This window comes from Rhodococcus sp. IEGM1339 (genome assembly GCF_050321925.1).
Lineage (GTDB): Bacteria > Actinomycetota > Actinomycetes > Mycobacteriales > Mycobacteriaceae > Rhodococcus > Rhodococcus pyridinivorans.
The window spans coordinates 36,773-61,332 of record NZ_JBNQFT010000007.1 but is presented as its reverse complement, the minus strand read 5'-3'; the positions used below and the strand labels follow the sequence as shown (position 1 = coordinate 61,332).

Sequence of the window (24,560 nt, the reverse complement as noted above, 5' to 3'; positions counted from 1 at the left end):
GAGGACCTCTAACGAGCCGGGAGGCCCCGATCGGCGTGACCATACACGAAATGCGTCATGTGTATGATAGGTGTCCCATTCGCCCGCGGGAGCCCGTTTCGCACCACATCCACCGAGGTCGGCTGTGTTACCGTCGGGCCTTCTCCAGGCGACGGCTCGAGGAAGCGCGAAGTGGCACGTAGACGTGGGTGGGGTGGGAGTCCTCCCGCCGACGACGAAGAGGCGTCGCAGCGGATCGTTGCCGCTGCCGTCGACCTGATCGACCGGACCGGCGCGGAGATCAACATCGCCGATGTGGCCCAGTCCCTCGGGGTGATCCGCCAGACGGTCTACCGCTACTTCCCCAGCGCGGACGCCCTCATGCGTGCGGCCGCCATCGCCTCGGTCGAAGGATTCCTGGAACGACTCACCCGGCAGGTCGCGGGACTCGACGATCCGGTCGAGGCCATGACCGAAGGTGTGGTCTACACGCTCGCGGAGGTGCGTCGCACCCCGCATCTCGGCATCCTGCTGTCGAGCACCTATTCGAACCCGCATCCCGAAGCGATCGCCTCGGAGGAGGCGTGGATGTTCGGCATGGCGATGATCAAGCGGTTCGACGTCGACTGGGAGGAACACGGCTACGACGACGACTCCCTCGCGGAGCTGGTCGAGTACGTGCTGCGCACGATGCAGTCGTTCTTCGTCTCGCCGGGAACCCCGCCACGCTCCGACGACGATCTGCGCCGCTACCTGCGACGATGGATGGGTACGGCGATGCTCGCCCAGCGGGAGTGGGATTCCGGCAATCCCGCGAAGCGCGACTGCTCTCCCGTAGAGTCCGGCTCGTGACGAACGAGCAGCAGATCAGGCGTGCCGATCGTACGCGCGACGGCGATCCCCAGAACGTTCCCCGCCCGCTGGAGGGTGAAGCCGACCGCACGGTGGTGGAGACGACCTGGGGCGAGGTGCAGCCGATGCAGGTGGTGGCGGGCGTGGCGACCGTCGGTGAACTCGAGGTGATCGAACTGCTCGACCGGGGCGCTGCGCTGGTGGACACGCGGGTGCCCGATTCCCGGAGCGGGGTGAGCCTCCCCGGTGCCGTGAACATCCCGCACGAGGATATCGTCGAAAGGAGGGGTGAGCTCGACCCCGCCCGGACGACGATCGTCTTCTGCAACGGTCCCCAGTGCCCTCAGTCGCCCGATGCGATCCGGAAGCTGATCGATGCCGGATATCCCTCGTCCGCGCTCGCCTATTACCGCGGGGGACTGCACGACTGGGCGACTCTGGGATTCCCCCTCGCCCCGGTCCGGCCGGCCTCGTGAAAGGGCTTGCGTTCGCACTGTGACGTAGCTAACATCGAAGGTGCGAATCGAGCTTATGAGACGTCCGCGGACGACAGAGAGAAGCTCGTGAAGCAGAGATCCGGCCCGGAGAACGCGTAAAGCGAATCACCGGGCCGAACCCCTGTTCAGGGGAGGTTTCGCGGCCGATCGCCGCGACTGCAGCAGGGGTTGCACAGGGCGTCTGGGAGGCGGTCGCGCCCCACTTGCACGCCGCGGGGTTCGCACCTTCCCCCCGGATCAGCGCGGCTACTCGCCCGGCGCCCCACCACCCCGCCGCCGTGACTACGGCCTCGACCTGCTCGTCGGCGACGTCGCGGCGCTCATCGAGTCGGTACCCGGTGGTCGCGCGCACGTTGTCGGCCACGACTGGGGAGCTGCCGTCGCGGGGGTGCTCGCGGCGCATCGTCCCGATCTCGTCCGCACCGTGACGGCGGTGTCCGTTCCGCATCCGACGGCGTTCATGCGCTCGTTCTTCACCAGCGGGCGATCGGATCCGCCGGGGTCGACGCGACGGCCCACTACGTCAGTGGGCCGTACCGACGGGAAACGCTCGTCGGTACGAGCCACTGGATTCCCGACGAGGAGCCGGAGAAGCTCGCGCGGCTGGTCCTCGAACACATCGCCGCGCACGGTTGATCACTCAGGCGCGCAACCGTTCCTGCCGCAGCAGATCGACCTCGGGCAGATCCAGCGGCGGCAGCGAGTCGACTCCCAGAGCGCGCATCAGGAGATGATCGGCGAGCTCGGGATTGCGGGCGAGCACGGGACCGTGCAGATAGGTGCCGATCACCGAACCCTGCACGGCACCTTCGAGTCCGTCGCCCACGCCGTTGCCGACACCGCGGTCGACGCGGCCGAGTCCGGTGGCATCGGACCCGAGAGTCGTTCCACCGCGGTGGTTCTCGAATCCCGTCAGCGGCTGGGTGAGGCCGGAGAGGGTGGGGCGGATGACGATCTCGCCGATCGCGCGGGTCTGCTGCGGCGAGGTGGTCGCGTCGAGGATGCCGACACCGTCGACGCGTTCGCCCGAGGACGTCTCGTACCAGTGGCCGAGCACCTGGATCGCGGCACAGATGGCCAGCACGGGCGCTCCGCGCTCGGCGGCGCGCTGCAGACCCGGATAACGCTGCAGGTGCCGCGTGGCCAGTCGCTGCGCGGCGTCCTCGGCACCACCGAGGGTGTAGAGATCGAGGGACTCGGGGACGGGATCGTTCAGTCCGATCTCGACGATCTCGGCGTCGTGACCGCGCATCCGCAGGCGCTGGCGCAGCACCAGGGCGTTGCCTCCGTCGCCGTAGGTGCCCATCACGTCGGGCAGGACGAGTCCGATGCGGACGGTCGACTCAGACATGGGCAGCTCTCCTGGCGATGGCGGTGTTGAGATCGCGGAACGCGGTGTAGTTGGCGAGCACCTCCACGCGGCCGGGAGGGCACGAGGCGATGGCCTTCAGCGGATCCGGCACCAGCGTGTGCTCGACACCCGCGTAGGTCAGGCGGACGGCGAGATCGGTGCCGCGTTCTCCGGCTGCCACCACCTGCACACCTTCGAAGTGTTCGAAGCGGACGTCCCACAGCCACGACAGGTCCTCACCGTCGGGCACCTGACCGTTGACGGCGATCACCAGGCCGTCGACGGTCGGGTCGATCATCGACAGGGCCTCCTGCCAGCCGGCGGGGTTCTTCGCGAGCAGCATGTGCACCGAATGCGGTCCGACCTGCACCGTCTTGTAGCGACCGGCGACCTCTTCGACGACCGAGGCGGCAGCGACGGCCTTCGCCGGATCGGCACCGAGGGCGACGGCGGCCGCGACCGCCTGGGCGGCGTTGCCCCGGTTGGCGCGACCGGGGAGGGTCAGCTTCAGCGGGAGGACGAGGCCGTCCGGTCCGTACAGGTTCTCGTCGTCGACCCACCAGTCCGGTGTCGGCCGGGCGAAGTCGGAGCCGGTGCTGTACCAGTGGTCGCCTTCGCGAGCGATCGGCTCGCCCGTGCGCGGGCAGCTCACCGAGTCGTTGGCCCAGCCGGCGCCGGCGGCGACCCACACGACGTTCGGGTTGTCGTAGGCGGCGGACGTGACGAGCACGTCGTCGCAGTTCGCGACGATCACGGCGTCGGGATGCCGCTTCAGGCCCTCACGCAGCTTCCGCTCGATCATGTTGATCTCGCCGACCCGGTCGAGCTGGTCGCGGGTGAGGTTGAGCAGCACGATCGCGCGGGGCTCGAGGGCGTCGGCGACGTGCGGGGTGTGAAGTTCGTCGACCTCGATCGCGGCGAGCGGCGCCCGGAGATCGGTGGCGAGCGCGGCGACGATCCCGGCGTCCATGTTCGCGCCGTCCGCCTGGGTGACGACCGAATCGATCGTCTCGAGCGCGGCGGCCGTCATACGGGTCGTTGTGGACTTGCCGTTCGTCCCGGTGACGAGCACGGTCTGCCGGCCGTGGCCGAGCTGCTTCATCAGTGCCGGGTCGATCTTCAGGGCGACGAGCCCTCCGATCATCGAGCCCTTACCGCGTCCGGCCTTCTGGGACGCCCACGCGGCGGCTCGGGCTGCGCGCAATGCGAGCCGTCCGCGTGCGGTGATTCCTGTGCTGGTTCCCACGTCGGCGAGTGTTCCACAGGCGCGGGAGCGTTGTGTCGCCGGAGGAGCGTCCTGCTCGTCACACTGCGGTGTCCGCCCTGGGCGGCGAGGGCTCCGACGATGACGATCACACCGCCGATCAGGGAGGACGGTGCCGGTCGCTCGCCGAGCGTGATCCACGCGACGGTGAACCCGACGACCGGCACCATGAGGGAGAGCGGCGCGACGGCCCCGGCGGGATAGCGCGACAGCAGCGAGGCGTAGATGCCGGTGCCGGTGATCGTGCCCGCCAGGACGACGTAGATGAGTCCGGCCAGCGCCAGGCCCCCGTCCAGGGTGGTGACGGCGGTGCCGAGGGTGGACCACGCCTGCGGGCCCTCGGCGAACCAGGAGATCCCGAAGAAGGGGAGCACGGGCACGACGCACATCCACAGCATCAGGCGCATGGGGCCGGCGGCGCCCGCCTTGCGGGTCGCGATGTTGCCGACCGCCCACGACAGACCGGCGAGCACGGCGAGGGTCATGGGGAGCAGGCTCGCGTCCGCGGCGCCCTGCCCCACGGCGACGATCACCATGCCGGACACGGCGACGACGAGACCGGCGAGGCGGACACCGTCGAGCCGTTCGCGCAGGAACAATACGGCGAGCAGGACCGTGAAGGGCGCGGACGACTGCAGTACGAGCGACGCGAGGCCCGTGGGTAGACCGGCCTCCATCGCCCAGAACAGGAAGGCGAACTGGGCGAAGCCGAACCCGGCGCCGTAGAGCAGGAGCCAGCGCAGGGGAACGGCGGGTCGTGGGACGAACAGCAGGACCGGGACGGCGATGATCGCGAAGCGCAGTCCGGCGAAGAAGAACGGCGGGAAGTGGTCGAGGCCCAGTCTGATCGCGAGGAAGTTGCATCCCCAGAGCACCACGACGGTGAACGCGAGCAGACGGTCCCGGAACGACATGCCGTCAATTCTTTGCGCAGGAAACAATCAGGACAAGCGAATGTTCCTGAAGAAAGTGTGTAGTTTTACTACATGGACGTCGTGCGATTGCGGATACTGCGCGAACTCGCCGACCGCGGAACCGTGGCTGCGACAGCCGCAGCGTTGTCGATGACACCGTCAGCCGTCTCGCAGCAGCTCAAGGTGCTCGCCCGGGAGGCGGGAGTGCCCCTGCTCGAACCCGACGGCCGACGCCTGCGGTTCACCGATGCGGGTCGTGCGCTCGTGGTGCGCGCCGACGAGGTGCTCGGCGCCCTCGACCGGGCCGCCGACGAGATGACCGCCTATGCGCGGTCGCCCCGCGGACGGGTGCGCGTGGCGTCGTTCCCCTCCGGGGCAGCACTCCTGCTGCCGGCCGTGCTCGAGGCGGCCGGGGCGATCGGCGTCGAGTTGGACGTGAGTGACGAGGACGTCCCGGCCTCGGCCGCGCCCGCACTGCTCGCCGACTACGACGTGGTGCTCACCCACCGCGACGAGCGTTCGGCTCCGCTGTCCGGGCCGCGTGTCCACGTCGAGACGCTCATGCGCGAACCGATCGATGTCGTCCTCCCTCCCGGGCACCGGCTCGCGGCGCAGGACCGCGTGCAGGTCGACGAACTGGTGGGGGAGCGCTGGATCAGCGTGCGGGGTGGATTCCCCGTCGACGACGTGTTGCTCTCCGTCGCGGCGGTGACGGGCATCCGTGCTCGGGTTGTGCACCGCATCAACGACTTCCGTGTCATCGAGGAACTCGTCGCGGCGGGGCACGGGGTGGCCCTGCTGCCGCGGTACTCGGTTCTGCATCCCGCCTTGGTGCGCCTGCCGCTGGCCGGTGTACGTGCGGCGCGGATCTACGAGCTCGTCACCCGCCCGGGAGCGGCGCGACGGCCAGCCGTGGGTGCCGTGCTCGACAGCTTCCGGACCGCAGCGGCACGGAAGCTGTCGATGTGAACGAACGGGTGGTCGCGCGGGATCAGGCGAGTGCCTTGGCCTTCAGTGCGTCGAACTCGGCCTGGTCGATGACACCCTCGTCGAGCAGCTTCTTCGCGTCGGCTATGTGTTCGGCGGGCGACTTGCCGGCGACCGAGCGGATGTAGTCGTCCTGCACGGCCTTGTACTGCGCGGCCTCCTTCGCGGAGCGCTCTGCCATTCCGGTGCCGTGGACGATCAGATAGATCAGGCCCGTGAGCCACGGGAAGACGAACAGGAAGACGATCCAGATCGCCTTGACCCAGCCGGACTGTTCGCGGTTGCGGAACAGATCCCCGATGATCATCCACAGCATGATGAGGTACGCGATGAATGCGAAGCAGACGATGATGTACCAGATGATGTTCATGAACTCCATACGCACACTCCGGGTTCGAGCAGAACGACTCTGCGGGACGAGAATTGCGGAATTCGACGGATATCACCCGTGAACGGGTTCGTTCTCGTCGAACATTCGGAACTGTATCTTTCCGGAGAGTGCGGTAATTGCCCGAAACGGTATTTGCGAGATGAATTGTCGGGGTGAAAATCCCCGAAAACGACGAATGCGGTGGACCCTCATGGGTCCACCGCATTCGGTTCGGAGACGGATCAGCGGTGCGAGCGGTTCACCGCGGAGACCATCGCGCGCAGCGACGCCGTGGTGATCGACGGGGCGATGCCCACGCCCCACACCAGGACGGTCGTGCCGTCGGGACGCGTGACGTCGGCCTCGACGTAGGCCGCGGCGTTGGCGTCGTCGCCGGCGGACATGGCGTGCTCGGCGTAACCGCGAACGGCCACCTGGTAACCCAGCGACTCGAGGGCGTCCACGAAGGCCGCCAGCGGGCCGTTGCCGCTGCCGGAGATCTCCTTCTCCACGCCGTCGACCTTCAGCACGGCGGCGATGCTGTCCTCACCGTCGTCGGTCTCGGCCGCGGTGACCTTCTGCCGGATGCGCTCGAGCGGCGAGACCGGGGCCAGGTACTCCTCGTGGAAGATGTCCCACATCTCCTTGGGGCTGACCTCGCCACCATCACCGTCGGTGACCTTCTGCACGGCCTGCGAGAACTCGATCTGCAGGCGACGCGGCAGGTTCAGGCCGTGGTCGTGCTTCATGATGTACGCGATGCCGCCCTTGCCGGACTGCGAGTTCACGCGGATCACGGCCTCGTAGGTGCGGCCGACGTCCTTCGGGTCGATCGGCAGGTAGGGCACGGCCCAGGTGTGGTCGTCGACGTCGACACCGGCGGCTTCGGCGTCGACCTTCATCGCGTCGATGCCCTTGTTGATCGCGTCCTGGTGGCTGCCGGAGAAGGCGGTGTAGACCAGGTCGCCACCGTAGGGGTGGCGCTCGTGGACGGGCAGCTGGTTGCAGTACTCGACCGTGCGGCGGATCTCGTCGATGTTCGAGAAGTCGATCTGCGGGTCGACGCCACGGCTGAACATATTCATGCCCAGGGTCACCAGGCAGACGTTGCCGGTGCGCTCACCGTTGCCGAAGAGGCAGCCCTCGATGCGGTCGGCACCGGCCTGGTAGCCCAGCTCGGCCGCGGCGACACCCGTGCCGCGGTCGTTGTGCGGGTGCAGCGACAGGATGATCGAGTCGCGCTTCGCCAGGTTGCGGTGCATCCACTCGATCGAGTCGGCGTAGACGTTGGGGGTGGCCATCTCGACGGTGGCAGGCAGGTTGATGATCACCGGGTTCTCGGGGGTCGCGCCCAAGGTCTCGACGACCGCGTCGCAGACATCCTTGGCGTACGACAGCTCGGTTCCGGTGTACGACTCGGGGGAGTACTCCCAGCGCCAGTTGGTGTCGGGGTGGTTCTTCGCCTCTTCGAGCACCAGCTCCGCGGCGTCGGTCGCGATCTTCTCGACGGTCTCCTTGTCGGCGCGGAACACCACGCGCCGCTGCAGGATCGACGTCGAGTTGTAGAAGTGCACGATCACGTTCTGCGCCCCGGCGCACGCCTCGAAGGTGCGCTTGATCAGTTCGGGGCGGGACTGCGTCAGCACCTGGATGGTGACATCGTCGGGAATCGCGCCGTCCTCGATGATCTCGCGGACGAAATCGAAATCGGTCTGGCTCGCGGACGGGAAACCGACCTCGATCTCCTTGTAGCCCATGCGTACGAGCAAATCGAACATGCGCCGCTTACGGGCGGGGCTCATCGGGTCGATCAGCGCCTGGTTGCCGTCGCGCAGGTCCACGGCGCACCACGCCGGGGCGCGATCGATGATCTTGTCGGGCCAGGTGCGGTCGGGCAGCGAGATCGACTCGACTTCCTCGGCGAACGGCCGGTACCGGTAGGTCGGCATCGACGAGTTCTTCTGCTTGTTCCACGACGGCTGGTCGGCCGGGGCCGGCTTGCTCGGCGGCGTGATGGTGCGCGAGCCGGAGGTGAAAGCGTCGGCGGGTGACATGACGTAACTCCAAAGAGAAAAGGGGACCTGTGGGCCCAGATCGAATATCGACCGGCGCGTCGAAACCCCGCGACGGGAAGCCGGTCTGGTCAGATCCCGCCGCGGCGGCCGAGGAGAAGCACGCGCTGCATGCCCAGCAGTGTATCGCGCCATACCCCACCTCGACCAAGTGGCACCTCCCACACGCATGCGTCCCGTGTGACCGGGCGGCGGTGATGTCGTGACCCGATCGATACGAAGGTGCCTGACAGCGGTACCTGCACTGCTCGCACTCGGACTCATAGCGGTCTCCGCCCCCCGCGGCGCACGCCCAACCCTGCGACTCGGGAACTCCCCGGCTCGGGTTCGGGCTCCGGATCCTTCGGCACGGGATCACCGGCACGGGATCATCAGGACCGCGGCTCGGGGCACTCCCGCGAACGGTGCAGCAGCTGCCACACCGGACGTGCCACCCGCCGTCGGGGAGATGTCGGTGCAGTTCCTGGGCGGTGAGTTCGTCATGCTCTACGGCAACGAGGCGAACGGTACGATCGAGATGAGGACGTCCGCGAGACCCGAGGGGCCGTGGAGCGAGGCCCGCGTGCTGGTCCCCCACCGCGAGATCGGTGGTCTCTACGCTCCGTTCATCCACCCGTGGTCCACGGATACGGATCTCTACTTCACCGCCTCGCGGTGGGGCGACTACAACGTCATCCTGTTGCGCACGACACTTTCCTGAGACGCCCCGGGTCGATGGAAGCCGCGGTCGGTAAGCTGGGCCACTGGACTTGTTCCCGAGACCCGGAGGTTGGCCAGCGTGGCACTCGTCGTCCAGAAGTACGGAGGATCCTCGGTCGCGACGGCCGAGCGGATCCGGCGCGTCGCTGAAAGGATCGTCGAGACCAAGAAGGCGGGCAACGACGTCGTGGTCGTCGTCTCGGCTATGGGAGACACGACCGACGAACTCCTCGATCTCGCACAGCAGGTGTGCCCGGCCCCGCCGGCCCGCGAAATGGACATGCTCCTCACCTCCGGTGAGCGCATCTCCAACTCCCTCGTCGCGATGGCGATCCACTCGCTCGGCGCCGAGGCCCGGTCGTTCACCGGTTCCCAGGCGGGCGTGATCACCACGGGCAGTCACGGCAAGGCGAAGATCATCGACGTCACCCCCGGCCGTGTGCGCACCGCCCTCGACGAGGGCAGCATCGTGCTGGTCGCCGGCTTCCAGGGTGTGAGCCAGGACAGCAAGGACATCACGACTCTCGGTCGTGGCGGTTCGGACACGACCGCCGTCGCACTCGCCGCCGCGTTGAACGCGGACGTCTGCGAGATCTACACCGACGTCGACGGCGTGTTCTCCGCGGACCCGCGCATCGTCAAGGACGCGCAGCGCCTCGAGAAGGTCTCCTTCGAGGAGATGCTCGAGCTCGCCGCGTGCGGCGCGAAGGTTCTCATGCTGCGGTGCGTGGAGTACGCCCGCCGCTACAACGTGCCCGTGCACGTTCGTTCGTCGTACACCACCAAGCCCGGCACCATGGTGTCCGGATCGATGGAGGACATCCCTGTGGAAGAGGCCCTGATCACCGGCGTTGCGCACGATCGCAGCGAAGCGAAGATCACCGTCGTCGGTATCCCCGACACCCCCGGTTACGCCGCCAAGGTGTTCCGCGCCGTCGCCGACGCCGAGATCAACATCGACATGGTGCTGCAGAACATCTCGAAGGTCGAGACCGGCAAGACCGACATCACCTTCACCTGCCCGAAGAGTGACGGCCCGCGCGCGGTCGAGCTCCTCACCAAGCAGCAGGGCGACATCGGCTTCACCCAGGTCCTCTTCGACGACCACATCGGCAAGGTCTCCCTCGTCGGTGCCGGCATGAAGAGCCACCCCGGCGTCACGGCCAAGTTCTGCGAGGCTCTCGCCGACGCCGGCATCAACATCGACCTGATCTCGACGTCGGAGATCCGCATCTCCGTGCTCGTGGATGACAACGAACTCGACGACGCCGTGCGCGCTCTGCACGCGGCATTCGAGCTCGGCGGCGACGAAGAGGCCGTCGTGCACGCAGGAACGGGGCGGTAATCGTGACCACCAATCAGGCGAGCGAAGCGACGGGCAAGACCATTGCGGTCGTAGGCGCCACGGGGCAGGTCGGTATCGTCATGCGCACCCTGCTCGAGGAGCGCAACTTCCCGGCCGACACGGTCCGGTTCTTCGCGTCGGCCCGCTCGGCCGGCAAGAAGCTACCGTTCCGCGGTGAGGAGATCGTGGTCGAGGACGTCACGGCGACCTCCGACGAGGATCTGAAGGGCATCGACATCGCGCTGTTCTCGGCCGGTGGCACCCTCTCCAAGGAACAGGCTCCGCGCTTCGCGGCCGCCGGTGCGATCGTCGTCGACAACTCGTCGGCATGGCGCAAGGACCCCGAGGTTCCGCTCGTCGTCAGCGAGGTCAACCCGGAGCAGGTGAAGAACCCACCGAAGGGCATCATCGCCAACCCGAACTGCACCACGATGGCCGCGATGCCGGTGCTCAAGGCACTGCACGACGAGGCCGGACTCCAGCGCCTGATCGTGTCGAGCTACCAGGCGGTCTCCGGTAGCGGACTGGCGGGCGTCGAGGAACTCGTCGGCCAGGTGCGTGCCGTCGCCGACGAGGCCGACAAGCTCGTCCACGCGGGCGACGCCGTCGACTTCCCGGCCCCGAACAAGTACGTCGCGCCCATCGCGTTCAACGTCGTGCCGCTCGCCGGCTCGATCGTCGACGACGGAACGGGTGAGACCGACGAGGACCAGAAGCTGCGCAACGAGTCGCGCAAGATCCTCGGCCTGCCGGACCTGCTCGTGTCGGGCACGTGCGTGCGCGTTCCCGTCGTGACCGGCCACTCGCTGTCGATCAACGCCGAGTTCGAGCGGCCGCTGTCGGTCGAGCGTGCGCAGGAGCTGCTCGCGAACGCTCCGGGCGTCCGCCTCGTCGACGTGCCGACCCCGCTCGCCGCAGCGGGCGACGACGTCTCGCTCGTGGGCCGCATCCGTCAGGATCCGGGTGCTCCTGAGGGCCGCGGTCTCGCGCTCTTCGTCTCGGGCGACAATCTGCGCAAGGGTGCTGCTCTCAACACCATCCAGATCGCTGAGCTGCTCGTCTAGGCGACCTTCCGACCTTCTCGACGGAGCGGGTGGACCTCTTCGGGTCCACCCGCTCCGTCGCGTTTCGGGCCGGATCCGGTATACCCGAGAAATATTTACAAGCAGTCTGGACTGTTTGTTGTTTTCCCGTTACGCTGCGATGCGTGATCCAGGACACTGCGCCGAACGGTGGTCGCACCCAGGCGCAACGCACAGCCGCGACGCGAGCCAAGCTGCTCGACGCCGCGGTCGACTCGCTCGTCGAGCATGGCTATTCGGGAACCAGCACGCAGGGCATCGCCAAACGTGCCGGAGTCTCGCGAGGCGCCCAGCTCCACCACTTCCCGACGAAGGAGAGCCTTGTCGTCGCGGCGGTCGGGCACCTCGTCGACAGGCGGCTGCAGGAGATCCTCGAGACACGACCCGACCCGGAGCACGGCTTCGAAACGCTCATGGATGCCTTCTCCGGCCCGCTCTTCGCCGCAGCGCTCGAACTGTGGGTCGCGGCGCGGACCGATCCGTCCCTGCACGAGGCGATGATCCCGCTCGAACGCAAGGTGTCGGACGCGCTCCGCACGGGTTGCCTGGAGATCATGGGCGACCGGGTCTCGCCCGACCACATCGACCTCAGCATCGAGATCGCCCGGGGCTTCGCCGTCTCGGCCCTGATGCGTACCCCCGAATCCGATCGAGAATTCCGGGAGCGCCTGCTCCCGGTCTGGAAGGCGCTGGTGATGAAATGAGTCTCGCACTGCTTCCCGATCACGTGCACACACTCGTCGTCGGCGCGGGCTTCGGTGGCATCGGTATGACCGCAACGCTGTTGCGCGAGAACCCCGACACCGACGTCCTCGTCCTCGAGCGCGGTGACGACGTCGGCGGAACCTGGCGCGTGAACACCTATCCCGGTGCCGCATGCGATGTTCCGAGCGCGCTGTACTCGTTCTCCTTCGCGCCCGAACCCGACTGGTCGCGAGCGTACGGCACCCAGGAGGAGATCTACGCGTACCTCCGCCGTGTTGCACGTGAGCAGGGCGTGACCGACCGGACGATGTTCGGGTGCGAACTGCGCGCGGCGCAGTGGGACGCCGAGCGTGCCGTGTGGCGGATCTCCACCTCCCGTGGCGACCTGACGGCCGGCGTGCTCGTCGCCGCGACCGGTGCCCTCTCCACACCCACCCATCCGAAGGTTTCCGGCCTGGAGTTGTTCCGCGGCAAGAAGTTCCATTCGGCCGAGTGGGATCACGACCACGACCTCACGGGTGAGCGTGTCGCCGTCATCGGTACCGGCGCGTCGGCCATCCAGTTCGTGCCGGCGATCGTCGACCGCGTCGAACATCTCACGCTGTTCCAGCGCACGGCCTCCTGGGTGATGCCCAAGCACGACCACGTCATCGCGCGGTCGGTCCGCACGCTCTACCGGCGCTTCTCCCTGGCTCAGAAGCTCATGCGCGGATTCGTGTACGGGCAGAGGGAGATCTACGTCGTCGGCATGACGAAGCCCTTCGCCCGCAAGTACCTCCTGCCGCTGTTCGAGGTCCGGGCACGCCAGGTGTTGCGCAAGAACGTGCGCGATCCTGAGCTGCGCAAGCGCCTGACCCCCGATTTCGCGATCACCTGCAAGCGGATCCTGTTGTCCAACGACTGGTTCCCGGCCATCACCCGCCCGAAGGTGGACGTGGTGTCCTCCGGTCTGGCGGCGGTCACCGAGAACGGTGTCGTCGACGACAAGGGCACCGAGTACCCGGTCGACACCATCATCTTCGGTACCGGTTTCACGCCGACGGAACCGCCGGTCGCGCACCATATCCGCGGTGGCGACGGCCGCACCCTCGCCGAGACCTGGGACGGCAGCCCCTCGGCCTATCTCGGCATCACCGTGCCCGGCTTCCCCAATCTGTTCCTCATGTACGGCCCCAACACCAATCTCGGCCACAGCTCGATCGTGTACATGCTCGAATCCCAGGCCAACTACATCTCCGACGCGCTGCGCACGATGGAGCGTCACGGCATCTCGGCCGTGGAGGTGCGCGACGACGCGGTGCGCCGCTACACCGCCGATCTCGACCCGGCGCTGAACAACACGGTCTGGAACCAGGGTGGCTGCAGCAGCTGGTACATCGACGAGAAGGGCCGCAATTCCGTGATGTGGCCGACCTTCACGTGGCAGTACCGGGCGCGGACCAAGCAGTTCGACCCGGAGAGCTACACGGAACACCGAGCGACGGCAGGAGCGGGCGCATGAAGCAGAGCGACGGCAGGAGCGGGCGCATGACCCATTACGACGTCCTCGTCATCGGATCCGGATTCGGCGGCAGCGTCGCAGCACTGCGCGCCACCGAGAAGGGATACAAGATAGGAGTTCTCGAGGCCGGACGGCGTTTCGAGGACGACGAGCTCCCCGAGACGAGTTGGCGGCTGCGCAAGTACCTGTGGGCGCCGCAGGTGGGATGCTACGGGGTACAGCGCATGCACCTGCTGCCCAACGTGCTCGTCATGGCGGGAGCCGGTGTGGGCGGCGGGTCGCTGAACTACGCCAACACCCTGTACAAGCCGCCGACGCCCTTCTTCCGCGACCCGCAGTGGGGTCACATCACCGATTGGGAAGCGGAACTGACGCCGTACTACGACCAGGCGGCACGGATGCTCGGCGTCCGCCCCAATCCCAGCATCACGCCCGCGGACGAGGTGATGCGCCAGGTCGCCGACGAGATGGGTGTCGGCCACACCTACACGACCACCCCGGTCGGTGTGTTCTTCGACGAGCCCGGCAGGACGGTGCCCGACCCGTTCTTCGGTGGAGCCGGCCCCGACCGCACCGGCTGCACGGAGTGCGGCAGCTGCATGACGGGTTGCCGTGTGGGAGCGAAGAACACGCTCGTCAAGAACTACCTCTACCTCGCGGAGAAGGCCGGCGCGCACATCCACGCCCTCACGACGGTGACCCGTGTGGTGCCCCGTACCGGTGGCGGGTATGAGGTCCACACCCGCAGCACGAACGGCATCAGGAAGCGCCGCAAGGTCTTCACCGCCGACCAGGTGGTGATCGCGGCCGGTACCTACGGTACGGCGCGCCTGCTGCTCGCGAGCCGCGAGACCGGCGACCTGCCGAACCTGTCTCCGGCCCTCGGCACCGTGGTGCGCACCAACTCCGAGGCGGTGCTCGCCGCGACCGCGCAGGATCGCGTCGTCGACTACACGAAGGGCGTGGCCATCACGTCGTCCTTCCACCCGGACGACCACACCCACATCGAACCGGTGCGGTACGGCAAGGGCAGCAACCTGATCGGTCTGCTCCAGGCGCTGCTCGTCGACGGTGGCACGCGGATGCCGCGACTGCTGAAGTTCTTCGGTGTCGCCGCGAAGAATCCCGCCGCCTTCCTCCGCTCGCTGTCGGTCCGGAACTGGTCTGAGCGCACGGTCATCGCTCTCGTGATGCAGACCGACGACAACTCTCTCGAGCTCGCGACCCGGCGCACGCCGATCGGCCGGGGCCTGACCAGCAAGCAGGGGCCGGGCACTCCGCCGCCCGAGTGGATTCCGGTGGGCCACGAAGCGGTCCGCCGCGTCGCCGACAAGATCGACGGCGACGCCGGTGGTTCGATCGCCGACCTGTTCGACATCCCGATGACCGCGCACTTCCTCGGCGGGTGCGCGATCGGCGATTCGCCGCGTACCGGCACCGTCGACCCGTATCTGCGTGTCTACGGGCACAAGGGTCTGCACGTCGTCGACGGCTCCGCGGTGAGCGCCAACCTCGGCGTGAACCCGTCCCTCACGATCACCGCGCAGGCCGAACGTGCGCTGGCGCTGTGGCCGAACAAGGGGGAGAAGGACAACCGGCCTCCGCTCGGGTCGGCCTACGAACCGGTGCAGCCCGTGCAGCCCGTGCGTCCGGTCGTGCCCGTCGAGGCCCCGGCGGCGCTGCGACTGCCCATCACCCCCGTTCGGAAGGAGAGCGCCCGTGCTCTGGACAGTGCCTGAGAGCGAGGACGAACGCACCGACTATCCGGTCTCGCCGCCACCGCCATGGCCGGCCTCCGTGCGGGCCGCCCTGTGGTGGCATCGCAGCACCCCGGACGCCTCCCAGTACGGGCCGACCGGCGCGACCCTGCCCATCACCCTCGCGATGATGGTCGACTACCTCGACTCGCCGGTCGGGCCGTACCGCGAGGTGCTGGCCAGCCCGGTGCTGCGCCGCGACCTGATCCCGGCGATGGCGGTGCCGTTCATCGCCGTCGACTCCGAGCCGTCGGTGCACGGTGGTCGCGAACACTGGAAGCTGCCGAAGGTGCTCGCGAAGTTCGACGGCGACGTCCTCGGCGATTTCTCCGCGACCGGCGCCCGATGGAGCGTGGCCACCTCGGCCGCGCCGAAGGGCCCGGAACTGCCGATCGCAGGTGGACTGACCTTCGCCCAGCCGATCCCCGGCGGCGCCGTCGAACGCGCCACCGCCCGGCTGCGGGGGAAGTTCCGTTACGCGCGGGTGACCGTCGCGGCGGAGGGGCCGACGCTGAGCCACTGGCTGCGCCCGGGCACCCACCACGGCATCGTCATCACCTCCGGGCAGATGTCCACGGGCGCGTCGCGAGTCGTGTCGCGCATGTAGGTCAGCCGGTCTCTCCGCCGTCGAGGAGATCGCCGATGCCGACGCACACGCGATGTTCGACGTGCAGATCTTCGGGGTGCTGAACGTGATGGGGCGGCGTTTCCGGTGTTCAGGAGCAACCGTCGCGGGCACATCGTCAACGTCTCGTCGATCCTGGTGCTCACGACCTTCCCGGGCTGGGGGCTCTACAGTGCGGGCAAGTTCGCGCTCGAGGCCCTGACGGAAGCGCTCGCCGCGGAGGTCGCCGATCTCGGTATCGGGGTGAATCTGATCGAACCGGGATACGTGCGGACCGATCTCCTGACGAAAGACTAGCTCGCACTTCCCGATTCGACACTCGGTGAGGATCCGGCCGTGCGGAGAGACGACCGAGGCGCGCCGGGCGCCGACGGGCGCCGACCACACCGACCTCTGATCCGATCGGAGACCCGAAGTAGGCGTGACGGGCACCGCACCGATCCTTTTCTTGACTTGTTCCAGAAAAGGGGCATACTTGGTGTCATGCAACAAGGACACGAGCATCACTTCGATCCCAAGGAGCAACTGCGCTCCGTGGGTCTGCGGGTGACCGCTCCCCGCGTTGCCGTACTGAGAACCGTTGCCGAGCATCCGCATTCCGATGCGGACGGAATTGCCGCCCACGTGCGCGACGAACTCGGCTCGGTGTCGACGCAGGCCGTGTACGACGTACTCAAGGCATGCGTGGGGAACGGGTTGCTCCGCCGGATCGAACCGGCCGGATCACCCGCGCGGTACGAAACCCGCATCGGCGACAACCACCACCACCTCGTGTGCCGCGCATGCGGCACGGTCGTCGACATCGATTGCGTGGTCGGGGCCGCGCCCTGCCTGACACCGTCCGACGACCACGGCTTCGTCATCGACGAAGCAGAGGTCACCTTCTGGGGCCTGTGCCCCGATTGCCGCGCCGACTAGCGCCCACTCGCTTCACCGGTGGTCCGGCCCCTCCGCGGGCCGAACCACCGGCTTCGTGTCCCGAGACCCGGAACATCCGTATACGGAGGTCACCATGACGAATGCCCGTTACACCACGAACAACGTCGGTATCCCCGTCGCCAGCGACAACGAGTCGCTCACCGCGGGCACCCAGGGGCCGATCCTGCTCCACGACCACTACCTGGTCGAGAAGCTCGCGCACTTCAACCGCGAGCGGGTGCCCGAGCGCGTCGTGCACGCCAAGGGCGCCGGCGCGTTCGGTGAGCTCGTCGTCACCGAGGACGTCTCCGCCTACACGAAGGCCAAGCTGTTCCGGCCGGGCGTGAAAACCGAGATGCTGGCACGCTTCTCGACGGTCGCCGGTGAACAGGGCAGCCCCGACACCTGGCGCGACCCGCGCGGTTTCGCTTTGAAGTTCTACACCGAGGACGGGAACTACGACCTGGTCGGCAACAACACGCCGATCTTCTTCATCAAGGACCCGATCAAGTTCCCCGACTTCATCCACTCGCAGAAGCGCCTGCCCGGCTCCGGCCTGCGCGACCACACGATGCAGTGGGACTTCTGGACCCTGCGCCCCGAGACCGCACACCAGGTCACCTGGCTGATGGGCGACCGTGGCCTGCCGCGCACGTGGCGCCACATGGACGGCTTCGGTTCGCATACCTACCAATGGATCAACGCCGACGGTGAGCGCTTCTGGGTGAAATACCACTTCAAGACCGACCAGGGCATCGAGTTCCTCACCCAGGACGAGGCCGACCGCCTCGCCGGCTCGGATCCCGACTACCACCGCGCCGACCTCTACAAGGCGATCGAGCGTGGCGAGTTCCCGAGCTGGACGCTCCACGTGCAGATCATGCCGGTCGCGGAGGCGGAGAACTACCGGTTCAACCCGTTCGACCTGACCAAGGTGTGGTCGCAAAAGGACTACCCGTTGATCAAGGTCGGCACGATGACCCTGAACCGCAACCCGCGCAACTTCTTCGCAGAGATCGAGCAGGCCGCGTTCGCCCCGTCGAACGTCGTGCCGGGCATCGGTTTCTCGCCCGACAAGATGCTGCTCGGCCGCGTGTTCTCCTACGCCGACGCCCACCGCTACCGCATCGGCGTCAACCACGCACAGTTGCCGGTGAACTCCGCGAAGGCCGCCCGTGTCGACTCCTACAGCAAGGAGGGCAACATGGCCTTCACCTTCAACGATCCGCAGACCCCGGTCTACGCACCGAACAGCTTCGGTGGTCCGCATGCCGATCCCGAGCGGGCCGGCGACGAAGGTCTGTGGAACTTCGGAACCGAGGCCGTGCGCGCGGGCTACGTGCAGCACCCAGAGGACGACGACTTCGGTCAGGCGGGCACCCTCGTCCGCGACGTGATGGACGACGCGGAGCGCGAACGCCTCGTGAACAACATCGTCGGACACGTCCTCGGCGGCACCTCGGAGGCGCTCTACGAGCGGATCTTCGAGTACTGGCGCAACGTCGACGAGGAGCTCGGCAAGCGGGTCGAGGCGGGCGTGCGCGCCGGAGCCTGACCCGTCACCGGGGGAGATGCGGCGGGATCAGAGCAGTCCCCACCAGTAGATCAGGGCTGCCAGCGCCAGCACGATCAGCGTGGTGTCCATGTCGCTCTCCCTCCATCCGACGACGACAACTCCATCTTCCTCGCAAACGAGGAATCCGGCACAGCCGCCAGGGCCGTCCACCTCTCCGGTGGGCGGCCCTGCCGGCGTCTGCCGAGCATATCGGCTGTTCGAACACGCGTGTGACAGGTGTGTCGGCTGTGGTTGTTAGGTTGGAGAGCCGAGGCCGGCGTCGTCACGCCGGGTCGGGTTCGCGCTCGTTCGTCGAAAGGTGTTGTCCGACATGGTGATGGGTCCTACCCATGCAGTATCCGGGGCGCTGGTGGGGCTCGTCGTCGCAGATCTGCTTCCTACCGACTGGGGTGGACCCGCGTCCACCGCGGAGACCTTCGCCTTCGCGGCGGTGTGTTCGGGGGCGGCCCTGCTTCCGGATCTCGACACGGCACAGTCGACGGTCGCGAGGTCGTTCGGGCCCGTGAGCCAGACCTTCGCCAGGGGCATCGACGCGGTCTCGCTCGGCTACTACTCGCTCACGAAGGGCAGCCGCGACCGGAAGCGGCGCGGCGGGCACCGCACCATGACGCACACCGCGCTGTTCGCGGCACTGCTCGGAGCCGGAGTCTCGGCACTCGTCGCGAGCTTCGGCAGGGAAGCGATCATCGGGGTCCTGTTCGTCACTCTCGGTCTCGCACTGCGCGGGTTGTTCGGGTCGTGGGCGAAGAAGCGCGGGTGGGTGGTCGTCACCCTGAGCGCGGCAGTGCTGTCGATCCTGTCGTGGACGTGGTTCCCTCAGGAGGTTGCGTCGACGGGCCTGGGGGTCGCGGTGGCCCTCGGATGCGCGACGCACTGTCTCGGCGACGCCATCACCAAGGAGGGAATCCCCTTCCTCGCTCCGTTCGTGCCCTGGCGCGGGTCGCGCTGGTGGGAGATCAAGCTGCCGTCGGCGTTGTCCATCCGTGCGGGTGGCCCGTTCGAGCTCGGCATCCTCGGTCCGGCCCTCACCGTGGCGGCGGTCGCGATGGCGGTCTGGTCGGTCGACGGCGCTCCCGAACACATCCTCGGCACGTTGGAGGCGTCGGGTCTGTCGTTCTGGAGCGAGGGTGCCGCACACCGGTAGCGGTACTGGAGAATAGAGAGAACTTGTTCTATTTTCGCGGAGTCCGCGCCCGCAGAACAGAACGGAACCCGCCCTCGTGAGCGCTCGAGCCTCTGGTCCCACCCTCAGCCGTCGCGGTCTTCTCGGAGCAGCCGCCGGAGCAGCCGTCCTTGCAGGCACGGGATGGACGCTCGCGGGTGCGGTACCGCTCGGCGACCCGGCAGCCACGATCCCGGCGCCGCCGGACTTCCCGGCCGACATCCCGCTCTCGCAGCAACAGTTCGTCAACTGGGCGAAGACCATCCGGTTCGACGCGGTGTGGACCGCGACCGCGCGCACCGCCGACGACGTCGTCCGCCTCGCGAACTGGGCGCACGCCCACGGCTTCCGCATCCGTCCCCGCGGATCGATGCACAGCTGGAGTCCGCTCACCCTCGAGGCCGGACAGGACATCGAGAACGTCGTGCTGGTCGACACCATGTCGCAGCTGAACCAGGTCGTCGTCGACGCGGACGCCGCACCTCCGCGCGTGACGGCCGGAGGGGGCGCGAGCATCGAATCCATCCTCACCACGCTCGAAGCGAACGGACTGGGCTGGGCCAACTCGCCCGCCATCGGCGACATCTCCATCGCGGGGGCACTGTCGATCGGTGCCCACGGAGCCACCTACCCGGCGGCGGGGGAGACGGTGATCCCCGGCCAGTCGTTCGGCTCCCTGTCCAATCTCGTCCTGGCTCTGACCGCCGTGGTGTGGAACCCGTCGGCCGCTGCCTACGAACTCCGCGAGTTCCGCCGCGCCGAACCGGAGATCAGACCCCTGCTCGCCCACCTCGGACGCACCTTCGTCACTTCGGTGACGCTGCAGGCCGGAGCGAACTACCGGGTGCGCTGCCAGAGCTTCACCGACATCCCGTGGCGCGAACTGTTCGCCCCGCCCGGCTCGCCGGGGCGCACTTTCGAGCGCTACGTCGAGGAGCACGGGCGGGTCGAGGCGATCTGGTTCCCCTTCACCGAGACACCCTGGCTCAAGATCTGGTCGGTCTCCCCGGAGAAGCCCGCCGCCTCCCGCGAGGTGCAGGATCCGTACAACTACTACTTCTCGGACAGTCTGCCCGAGGAACTCACCGACCTGCTGGGACAGGTCGTGCGTGGCGCCCAGGGCGTCACACCGACCTTCGGTGCGTCGCAGTTCGGTGCGGTGGCAGCGGGACTCGCAGCGACCGGCACGAAAGATCTGTGGGGCTGGTCCAAGGACCTGCTGTTCTACCTGCGCGCCGCGACCCTGCGCGTGGTCGCCGGTGGCGGTGTCGTCGTGACGAGACGCGACAACATCGCCCGCGTCATCAACGAGTTCACGACGTGGCTGCACGAGCGGATGACGCACTACGCCTCGCTCGGGCAGTACCCCGTGAACATGCCGTTCGAGGTACGTCTGTGCAAGGTCGACGACGCCGACGAGGTGCTCGTCGACGCCGCCGGTGTGCCCGACCTGTCGCCGGTGCGTCCCCGCCCCGACCGGCCCGACTGGGACACCGCGATCTGGATGAACGTCGTCTCCATCCCCGGAACGGCCGGGATGCCGGCCTTCTTCCGCGAGATGGAGCAGTGGATGGCCGCCCACTACTCGGGCGATTACGCGACCTTCCGGTCCGAGTGGTCGAAGGGTTGGGCGTTCGACGACGAGGGCGGCTACCGCGACCCCGGTTTCCTCGGTGAGACGGTGCCGGCCATGTACCGCACCGGCCTACCGTCCGGGCAGGGTTGGGACGCCGCGCTCGCGGCTTTCGAGCAGTACGACCCGCACCGGGTGTTCAGCAACCGGTTCCTCGACCGGTTGCTGCCCTGACCGTCGACGAACGATGAAATCAGTCCTCGTCGGAGTCCATCGGTAACGGTCCCGGTTGCGCCGTCTGCTGGGGAGCGGCGGGAACCCATACCCGTAGCGGCTGCACCACCTCGCCGTAGAAGGCGTCGGCCGACGACGTCACGCTCGTGATGAAGCCCGTCGCGGTACCGGACGAGCGGCGACTGCCCAGCGGGAACGTCTGCTCGAGAGTGAAGGACACGATGTCGCCGACGCGACCCTCGGTGAGGACTCGAGGGTCGGTACGCACGGTGTCGAGATGTTCACACGCTTCGTTGCCACGCTCGGAGAACACCGCTTCGAGCTGCACGTTCCCAGGCGCGGTCTTCAACTGCTTGACCAGCCACGACACCCGCTTGCGTGATGTGCCTTCGTCGGGCGCATCGACGGTCGTGCGACAGCGGACCTTGTTGGTACGCAGGTCCGCCGAGACCGCGAGATCGCCTGCGGTATCCGGAATTCGCAGCACGGCTTCGAAGACTCCGTCGGTCGCGAGGCGGTCGGCGACGTGGGCGTTCCGTGCGTCCGGATCGGTCGCGAAGCGGCGCGGCAGCACATGCGTCACCGGGACCCCGAGTTCTGCGGTGAACCGGAGTGCCAGGTGGCGAGCCAACGCGACCCAGGTGCTCGCAACGGCGAGCGCCTTGGAGTCACCGGCCCGGAGTGTGCCCGCGGTGACGGCGTCGCGAACAGCGACCCAGTGACGTCCCATATCGACGAATTCCGAGACCCCGCTGCGAGGGTGATCGATATAGCGTAGGAACTCACGCAGGATCCAGTCCTGGAGATCGCTTTCCAGTTCGCCGTGGGACAGCACCATGCGTGCTTCGTGAGCGATCTCCGCCCATGCGATGTGCCGAAGCGAGACCTTGGCGAGCTTGCGCCGGTCCACTGCGACGGGCAGTTCCCCCGCCGACGCGGGAATGTCGTTGGAGATGCTGACGACGACGTCGTACTTCTTGCGACGCGCGACATCGAGATAGTTCTCGAGCTGTTCACGCTTGAGTTTGCCGTTGCCCGTCTTCACCTCGACCAGGCCCGTCCACCGTCGGCTTCCTCGCGCGACCTTGAGTACCGCATCGGGTACCACCCGCGATTCACCTCGCTCGTACGGCACCTCCAGGTAACCCTCGAAAGCGCCGGCGGGAGCGCCGAGACGAAGGCACACGGCACGAGCGAACGGGGGCACTGCCTGCATGGTCGCGACGAGCGCGGAAGTCGCTCGACGCTCCTGCTCGTCTCCCGCGCCGATTCCGGCCACGGAGAAGAGACGGGCGGGTTGCCAGCTCTCCTGCTCGGCCTGGGAGAAGGTGATCGGCTTCGGCTTCCGGGCAGCTCGCTTGGTCGTACGTACGCCGGATTTCTGCCGCGCGGTAGGGGCGGTCGTCGCGACAGGGGCGGGCTCGGGAATCTGCGCAGAAACCGGATTCTCCGCGTCGGTAGGGGAGGGATCGACCGGGGACGGTTCCTGAACCTCGCCGCCGTCATCCACCTCCACGCCGTAGTCCTGTGCGAGTCCTGCCAGACCGGACGCCCATCCCTGTCCGACCGCACGGACCTTCCAGGCGCCGTCCCGGCGGTAGACTTCGCCGAACACGAATGCGGACTCGGTGTCCGCATCCGCAGTGACGTACTCGGCCACGGGACGCCCGGTCGGATCCACGACCCGCAGAGTGAGCTTGCCGAGGTCGCCGAACGTGCCGTCGTAGAGGCTGCCTGCCAAGGCGATCGTGTGTACATCGTCGGGCACCGTCGCGAGATCGATGCTGATGCGTGCCTGCGCGCCTTCCTCCGTCGCTCCGTTCCCCAGGAACCGGACGGAACCGTCGGCCGATTCCGGCTGGTTGTAGAAGACGAAATCCGCGTCGGACCTCACCTTGCCCGAATCGGCGAGGAGCAGCGCCGAGGCGTCGACCTCGGTGTCCGCTTCCGTCCAGCCCAGGACGATGTCGACTTGCGAGACGTCTGTCGGAAGCGGCATGTTCTGCCCCTTGACGAGAACCGGGAAATCCATCGGGGGCACCTTCGTTCCAGTGTCGGTCGTGCGCGCGATATCGAGCGCTACGGACACATCGAAGGGAACGGCTCCGATGTTTCACGGTGCACGTGAGTAGCTCGTCAGGACCCGGATGCGCCGCAGCAGGCTCGCTCAGCACCCCGTGTGCGAGAAGGCCCGCATGTAGCCGGCGGTCTGATAGGCGTACGCCCATGCCCAGTACGACAGGGCGATGTCGGCCGGGCTGGCGGCCATGATGAGTTCGCCGTCGAAGCATCGGTCGAGGATGAAGCGCGCGCGGGAGACGTGCGGCACGAACGTCACGACGATGACGCTGTTCCAGCCGCGCTGCTCCGCGAGACGACGCAGTTCCATGGCCTCACCGCGCGTGGTCGGCGGGTCCGGTTCGAAGCACGTGACGGGGAATTCGTAGCGCGGGTGGTCGCACAGGTCCGTCAGCCAGACGTCCTTCGTGCCGTTGGGATTCGACACCACGACCTCGGGTGCGAAGCCTTCGAGTGCGAGTTCGAGCGCGTAGGGATAGCGCTCGTAGATCGCACCGCCGAGGACGAAGATCGCGTCCGCCCGGCGATACGGGCTGAGGTTCTCGATCTCGATCTGCGGGGCCACGTAGACGGGAAGGCCCGCGGCGATGAACGCGCACGCGACGAGCACGAGGACGGCGAGCCACCGTCGTCGCCGGGTGCGTGGTCTGGTGAGTGTGGAACCTCCGGAATTCTCCGGTGCGTCCTGCCGGGAGGCCCTGTGTCGTCGCGTCATCCGCCGAGTCCGTTCCCGCCCGACCAGAGCCGAGGCGTCTCGCGAGTGCGGTACCGCCTTTCAGTTTAGGGTATTCAAGTCTGTTTTAATCCCTAAAAACCGACTTGAAGAATCTTTTGTGATGGGAGGGGACGTCCTTTTCCGGAGAGGTGAACAAAGTGCCCCGGAATGCGGTCAGGGCACCTTCTCCGTGAGGAGAAAGTGCCCTGACGAGTTCTTCCACGAGTCGGGGTGGCGGGATTCGAACCCACGACCTCTTCGTCCCGAACGAAGCGCGCTACCAAGCTGCGCCACACCCCGTAT

22 protein-coding genes, 1 tRNA gene and 1 pseudogene are annotated in these 24,560 nt (G+C 67.5%); 16 read left to right on the top strand and 8 right to left on the bottom strand.

Going from position 1 to position 24,560, the window contains the following annotated elements; genetic code table 11:
• Nucleotides 1-171 precede the first annotated feature (171 nt).
• The 3 genes and pseudogenes from ACQR3U_RS09985 to ACQR3U_RS09975 form a co-directional block, all read left to right on the top strand.
• Entirely contained in the window at nt 172-831 is a 660-nt protein-coding gene (locus tag ACQR3U_RS09985) for a TetR/AcrR family transcriptional regulator (RefSeq protein WP_006552456.1), read from the top strand.
• Nucleotides 828-1,307: a rhodanese-like domain-containing protein gene (locus tag ACQR3U_RS09980; RefSeq protein ID WP_230810442.1), complete on the top strand. Its 480-nt coding sequence runs from the start codon at nt 828-830 to the stop codon at nt 1,305-1,307. The genes ACQR3U_RS09985 and ACQR3U_RS09980 overlap by 4 nt, the downstream gene beginning before the upstream one ends.
• Nucleotides 1,308-1,449: 142 nt before the next feature.
• A pseudogene (locus ACQR3U_RS09975) lies at nt 1,450-1,821 on the top strand (alpha/beta fold hydrolase); the annotation flags it as partial.
• Nucleotides 1,822-1,968: 147 nt separating this feature from the next.
• On the opposite strand, the gene ACQR3U_RS09970 reads toward ACQR3U_RS09975, so the two are convergent.
• Genes ACQR3U_RS09970 through ACQR3U_RS09960 form a run of 3 tightly spaced genes read right to left on the bottom strand, consistent with a single transcriptional unit; the run spans nt 1,969 to nt 4,857 of the window.
• On the bottom strand, nt 1,969-2,679 hold the full coding sequence (locus ACQR3U_RS09970) for a type 1 glutamine amidotransferase (protein WP_006552453.1): 711 nt from the start codon (nt 2,677-2,679) through the stop codon (nt 1,969-1,971).
• Nucleotides 2,672-3,925 carry a Mur ligase family protein gene (locus ACQR3U_RS09965; protein ID WP_024102795.1) on the bottom strand — a complete coding sequence of 418 codons (1,254 nt, stop codon included), beginning with the start codon at nt 3,923-3,925 and terminating at the stop codon, nt 2,672-2,674. Before ACQR3U_RS09965 ends, ACQR3U_RS09970 begins: the two co-directional genes overlap by 8 nt.
• A complete protein-coding gene (locus tag ACQR3U_RS09960) occupies nt 3,820-4,857 on the bottom strand; it encodes an EamA family transporter (RefSeq protein WP_230810441.1) in 1,038 nt (345 codons plus the stop codon). Before ACQR3U_RS09960 ends, ACQR3U_RS09965 begins: the two co-directional genes overlap by 106 nt.
• A gap of 72 nt (nt 4,858-4,929) precedes the next feature.
• Here ACQR3U_RS09960 and ACQR3U_RS09955 point away from each other — a divergent pair, with 72 nt between their 5' ends.
• Complete coding sequence (locus ACQR3U_RS09955; RefSeq protein ID WP_019290244.1) at nt 4,930-5,826, top strand: LysR family transcriptional regulator; 897 nt, start codon at nt 4,930-4,932, stop codon at nt 5,824-5,826.
• 22 nt (nt 5,827-5,848) lie between these two features.
• Here ACQR3U_RS09955 and ACQR3U_RS09950 read toward each other — a convergent pair whose 3' ends face one another.
• Complete coding sequence (locus ACQR3U_RS09950; RefSeq protein WP_230810440.1) at nt 5,849-6,223, bottom strand: SHOCT domain-containing protein; 375 nt, start codon at nt 6,221-6,223, stop codon at nt 5,849-5,851.
• Nucleotides 6,224-6,456: 233 nt separating this feature from the next.
• Nucleotides 6,457-8,268, bottom strand: coding sequence for a 2-isopropylmalate synthase (leuA, locus tag ACQR3U_RS09945; protein WP_024102798.1), 1,812 nt, complete (start codon nt 8,266-8,268; stop codon nt 6,457-6,459).
• Between the two features lie 220 nt (nt 8,269-8,488).
• On the opposite strand from leuA, the gene ACQR3U_RS09940 reads away from it, so the two are divergent.
• The 12 genes from ACQR3U_RS09940 (at nt 8,489) to ACQR3U_RS09885 (ending at nt 21,463) form a co-directional block, all read left to right on the top strand.
• Entirely contained in the window at nt 8,489-8,986 is a 498-nt protein-coding gene (locus tag ACQR3U_RS09940; protein WP_308251506.1) for a DUF4185 domain-containing protein, read from the top strand.
• 78 nt (nt 8,987-9,064) lie between these two features.
• Nucleotides 9,065-10,330 carry an aspartate kinase gene (locus ACQR3U_RS09935; RefSeq protein WP_006552446.1) on the top strand — a complete coding sequence of 422 codons (1,266 nt, stop codon included), beginning with the start codon at nt 9,065-9,067 and terminating at the stop codon, nt 10,328-10,330.
• Between the two features lie 2 nt (nt 10,331-10,332).
• Nucleotides 10,333-11,394, top strand: a complete 1,062-nt coding sequence (locus tag ACQR3U_RS09930) for an aspartate-semialdehyde dehydrogenase (RefSeq protein WP_269572345.1) — start codon at nt 10,333-10,335, stop codon at nt 11,392-11,394.
• 143 nt (nt 11,395-11,537) lie between these two features.
• The gene (locus ACQR3U_RS09925; RefSeq protein WP_064061142.1) at nt 11,538-12,116 is read left to right on the top strand and encodes a TetR/AcrR family transcriptional regulator; all 579 of its coding nucleotides are present in this window, start codon (nt 11,538-11,540) and stop codon (nt 12,114-12,116) included.
• The gene (locus ACQR3U_RS09920; RefSeq protein WP_230810439.1) at nt 12,113-13,618 is read left to right on the top strand and encodes a flavin-containing monooxygenase; all 1,506 of its coding nucleotides are present in this window, start codon (nt 12,113-12,115) and stop codon (nt 13,616-13,618) included. Before ACQR3U_RS09925 ends, ACQR3U_RS09920 begins: the two co-directional genes overlap by 4 nt.
• 26 nt (nt 13,619-13,644) lie before the next feature.
• Nucleotides 13,645-15,357 (top strand): FAD-dependent oxidoreductase, encoded by a 1,713-nt coding sequence (locus ACQR3U_RS09915; protein WP_006552442.1) that lies wholly within the window; start codon nt 13,645-13,647, stop codon nt 15,355-15,357.
• Entirely contained in the window at nt 15,350-15,982 is a 633-nt protein-coding gene (locus ACQR3U_RS09910) for a hypothetical protein (protein WP_006552441.1), read from the top strand. The genes ACQR3U_RS09915 and ACQR3U_RS09910 overlap by 8 nt, the downstream gene beginning before the upstream one ends.
• Before the next feature lie 105 nt (nt 15,983-16,087).
• Nucleotides 16,088-16,297 carry an SDR family NAD(P)-dependent oxidoreductase gene (locus ACQR3U_RS09905; protein WP_230810438.1) on the top strand — a complete coding sequence of 70 codons (210 nt, stop codon included), beginning with the start codon at nt 16,088-16,090 and terminating at the stop codon, nt 16,295-16,297.
• A gap of 186 nt (nt 16,298-16,483) precedes the next feature.
• On the top strand, nt 16,484-16,918 hold the full coding sequence (locus ACQR3U_RS09900) for a Fur family transcriptional regulator (protein ID WP_024102806.1): 435 nt from the start codon (nt 16,484-16,486) through the stop codon (nt 16,916-16,918).
• A gap of 94 nt (nt 16,919-17,012) precedes the next feature.
• Nucleotides 17,013-18,473 carry a catalase gene (locus tag ACQR3U_RS09895; RefSeq protein WP_019290231.1) on the top strand — a complete coding sequence of 487 codons (1,461 nt, stop codon included), beginning with the start codon at nt 17,013-17,015 and terminating at the stop codon, nt 18,471-18,473.
• Nucleotides 18,474-18,804: 331 nt separating this feature from the next.
• Nucleotides 18,805-19,638: a metal-dependent hydrolase gene (locus ACQR3U_RS09890; protein ID WP_230810437.1), complete on the top strand. Its 834-nt coding sequence runs from the start codon at nt 18,805-18,807 to the stop codon at nt 19,636-19,638.
• 76 nt (nt 19,639-19,714) lie between these two features.
• Entirely contained in the window at nt 19,715-21,463 is a 1,749-nt protein-coding gene (locus tag ACQR3U_RS09885; RefSeq protein WP_024102808.1) for a cholesterol oxidase substrate-binding domain-containing protein, read from the top strand.
• A gap of 19 nt (nt 21,464-21,482) precedes the next feature.
• On the opposite strand, the gene ACQR3U_RS09880 is transcribed toward ACQR3U_RS09885, so the two are convergent.
• The 3 genes from ACQR3U_RS09880 to ACQR3U_RS09870 form a co-directional block, all read right to left on the bottom strand.
• Nucleotides 21,483-23,495, bottom strand: a complete 2,013-nt coding sequence (locus ACQR3U_RS09880; protein WP_230810436.1) for a TerD family protein — start codon at nt 23,493-23,495, stop codon at nt 21,483-21,485.
• A gap of 135 nt (nt 23,496-23,630) precedes the next feature.
• Complete coding sequence (locus ACQR3U_RS09875; protein WP_308251507.1) at nt 23,631-24,152, bottom strand: YdcF family protein; 522 nt, start codon at nt 24,150-24,152, stop codon at nt 23,631-23,633.
• Between the two features lie 331 nt (nt 24,153-24,483).
• A tRNA-Pro gene (locus ACQR3U_RS09870) sits at nt 24,484-24,557 on the bottom strand.
• Between the last annotated feature and the right edge of the window lie 3 nt (nt 24,558-24,560).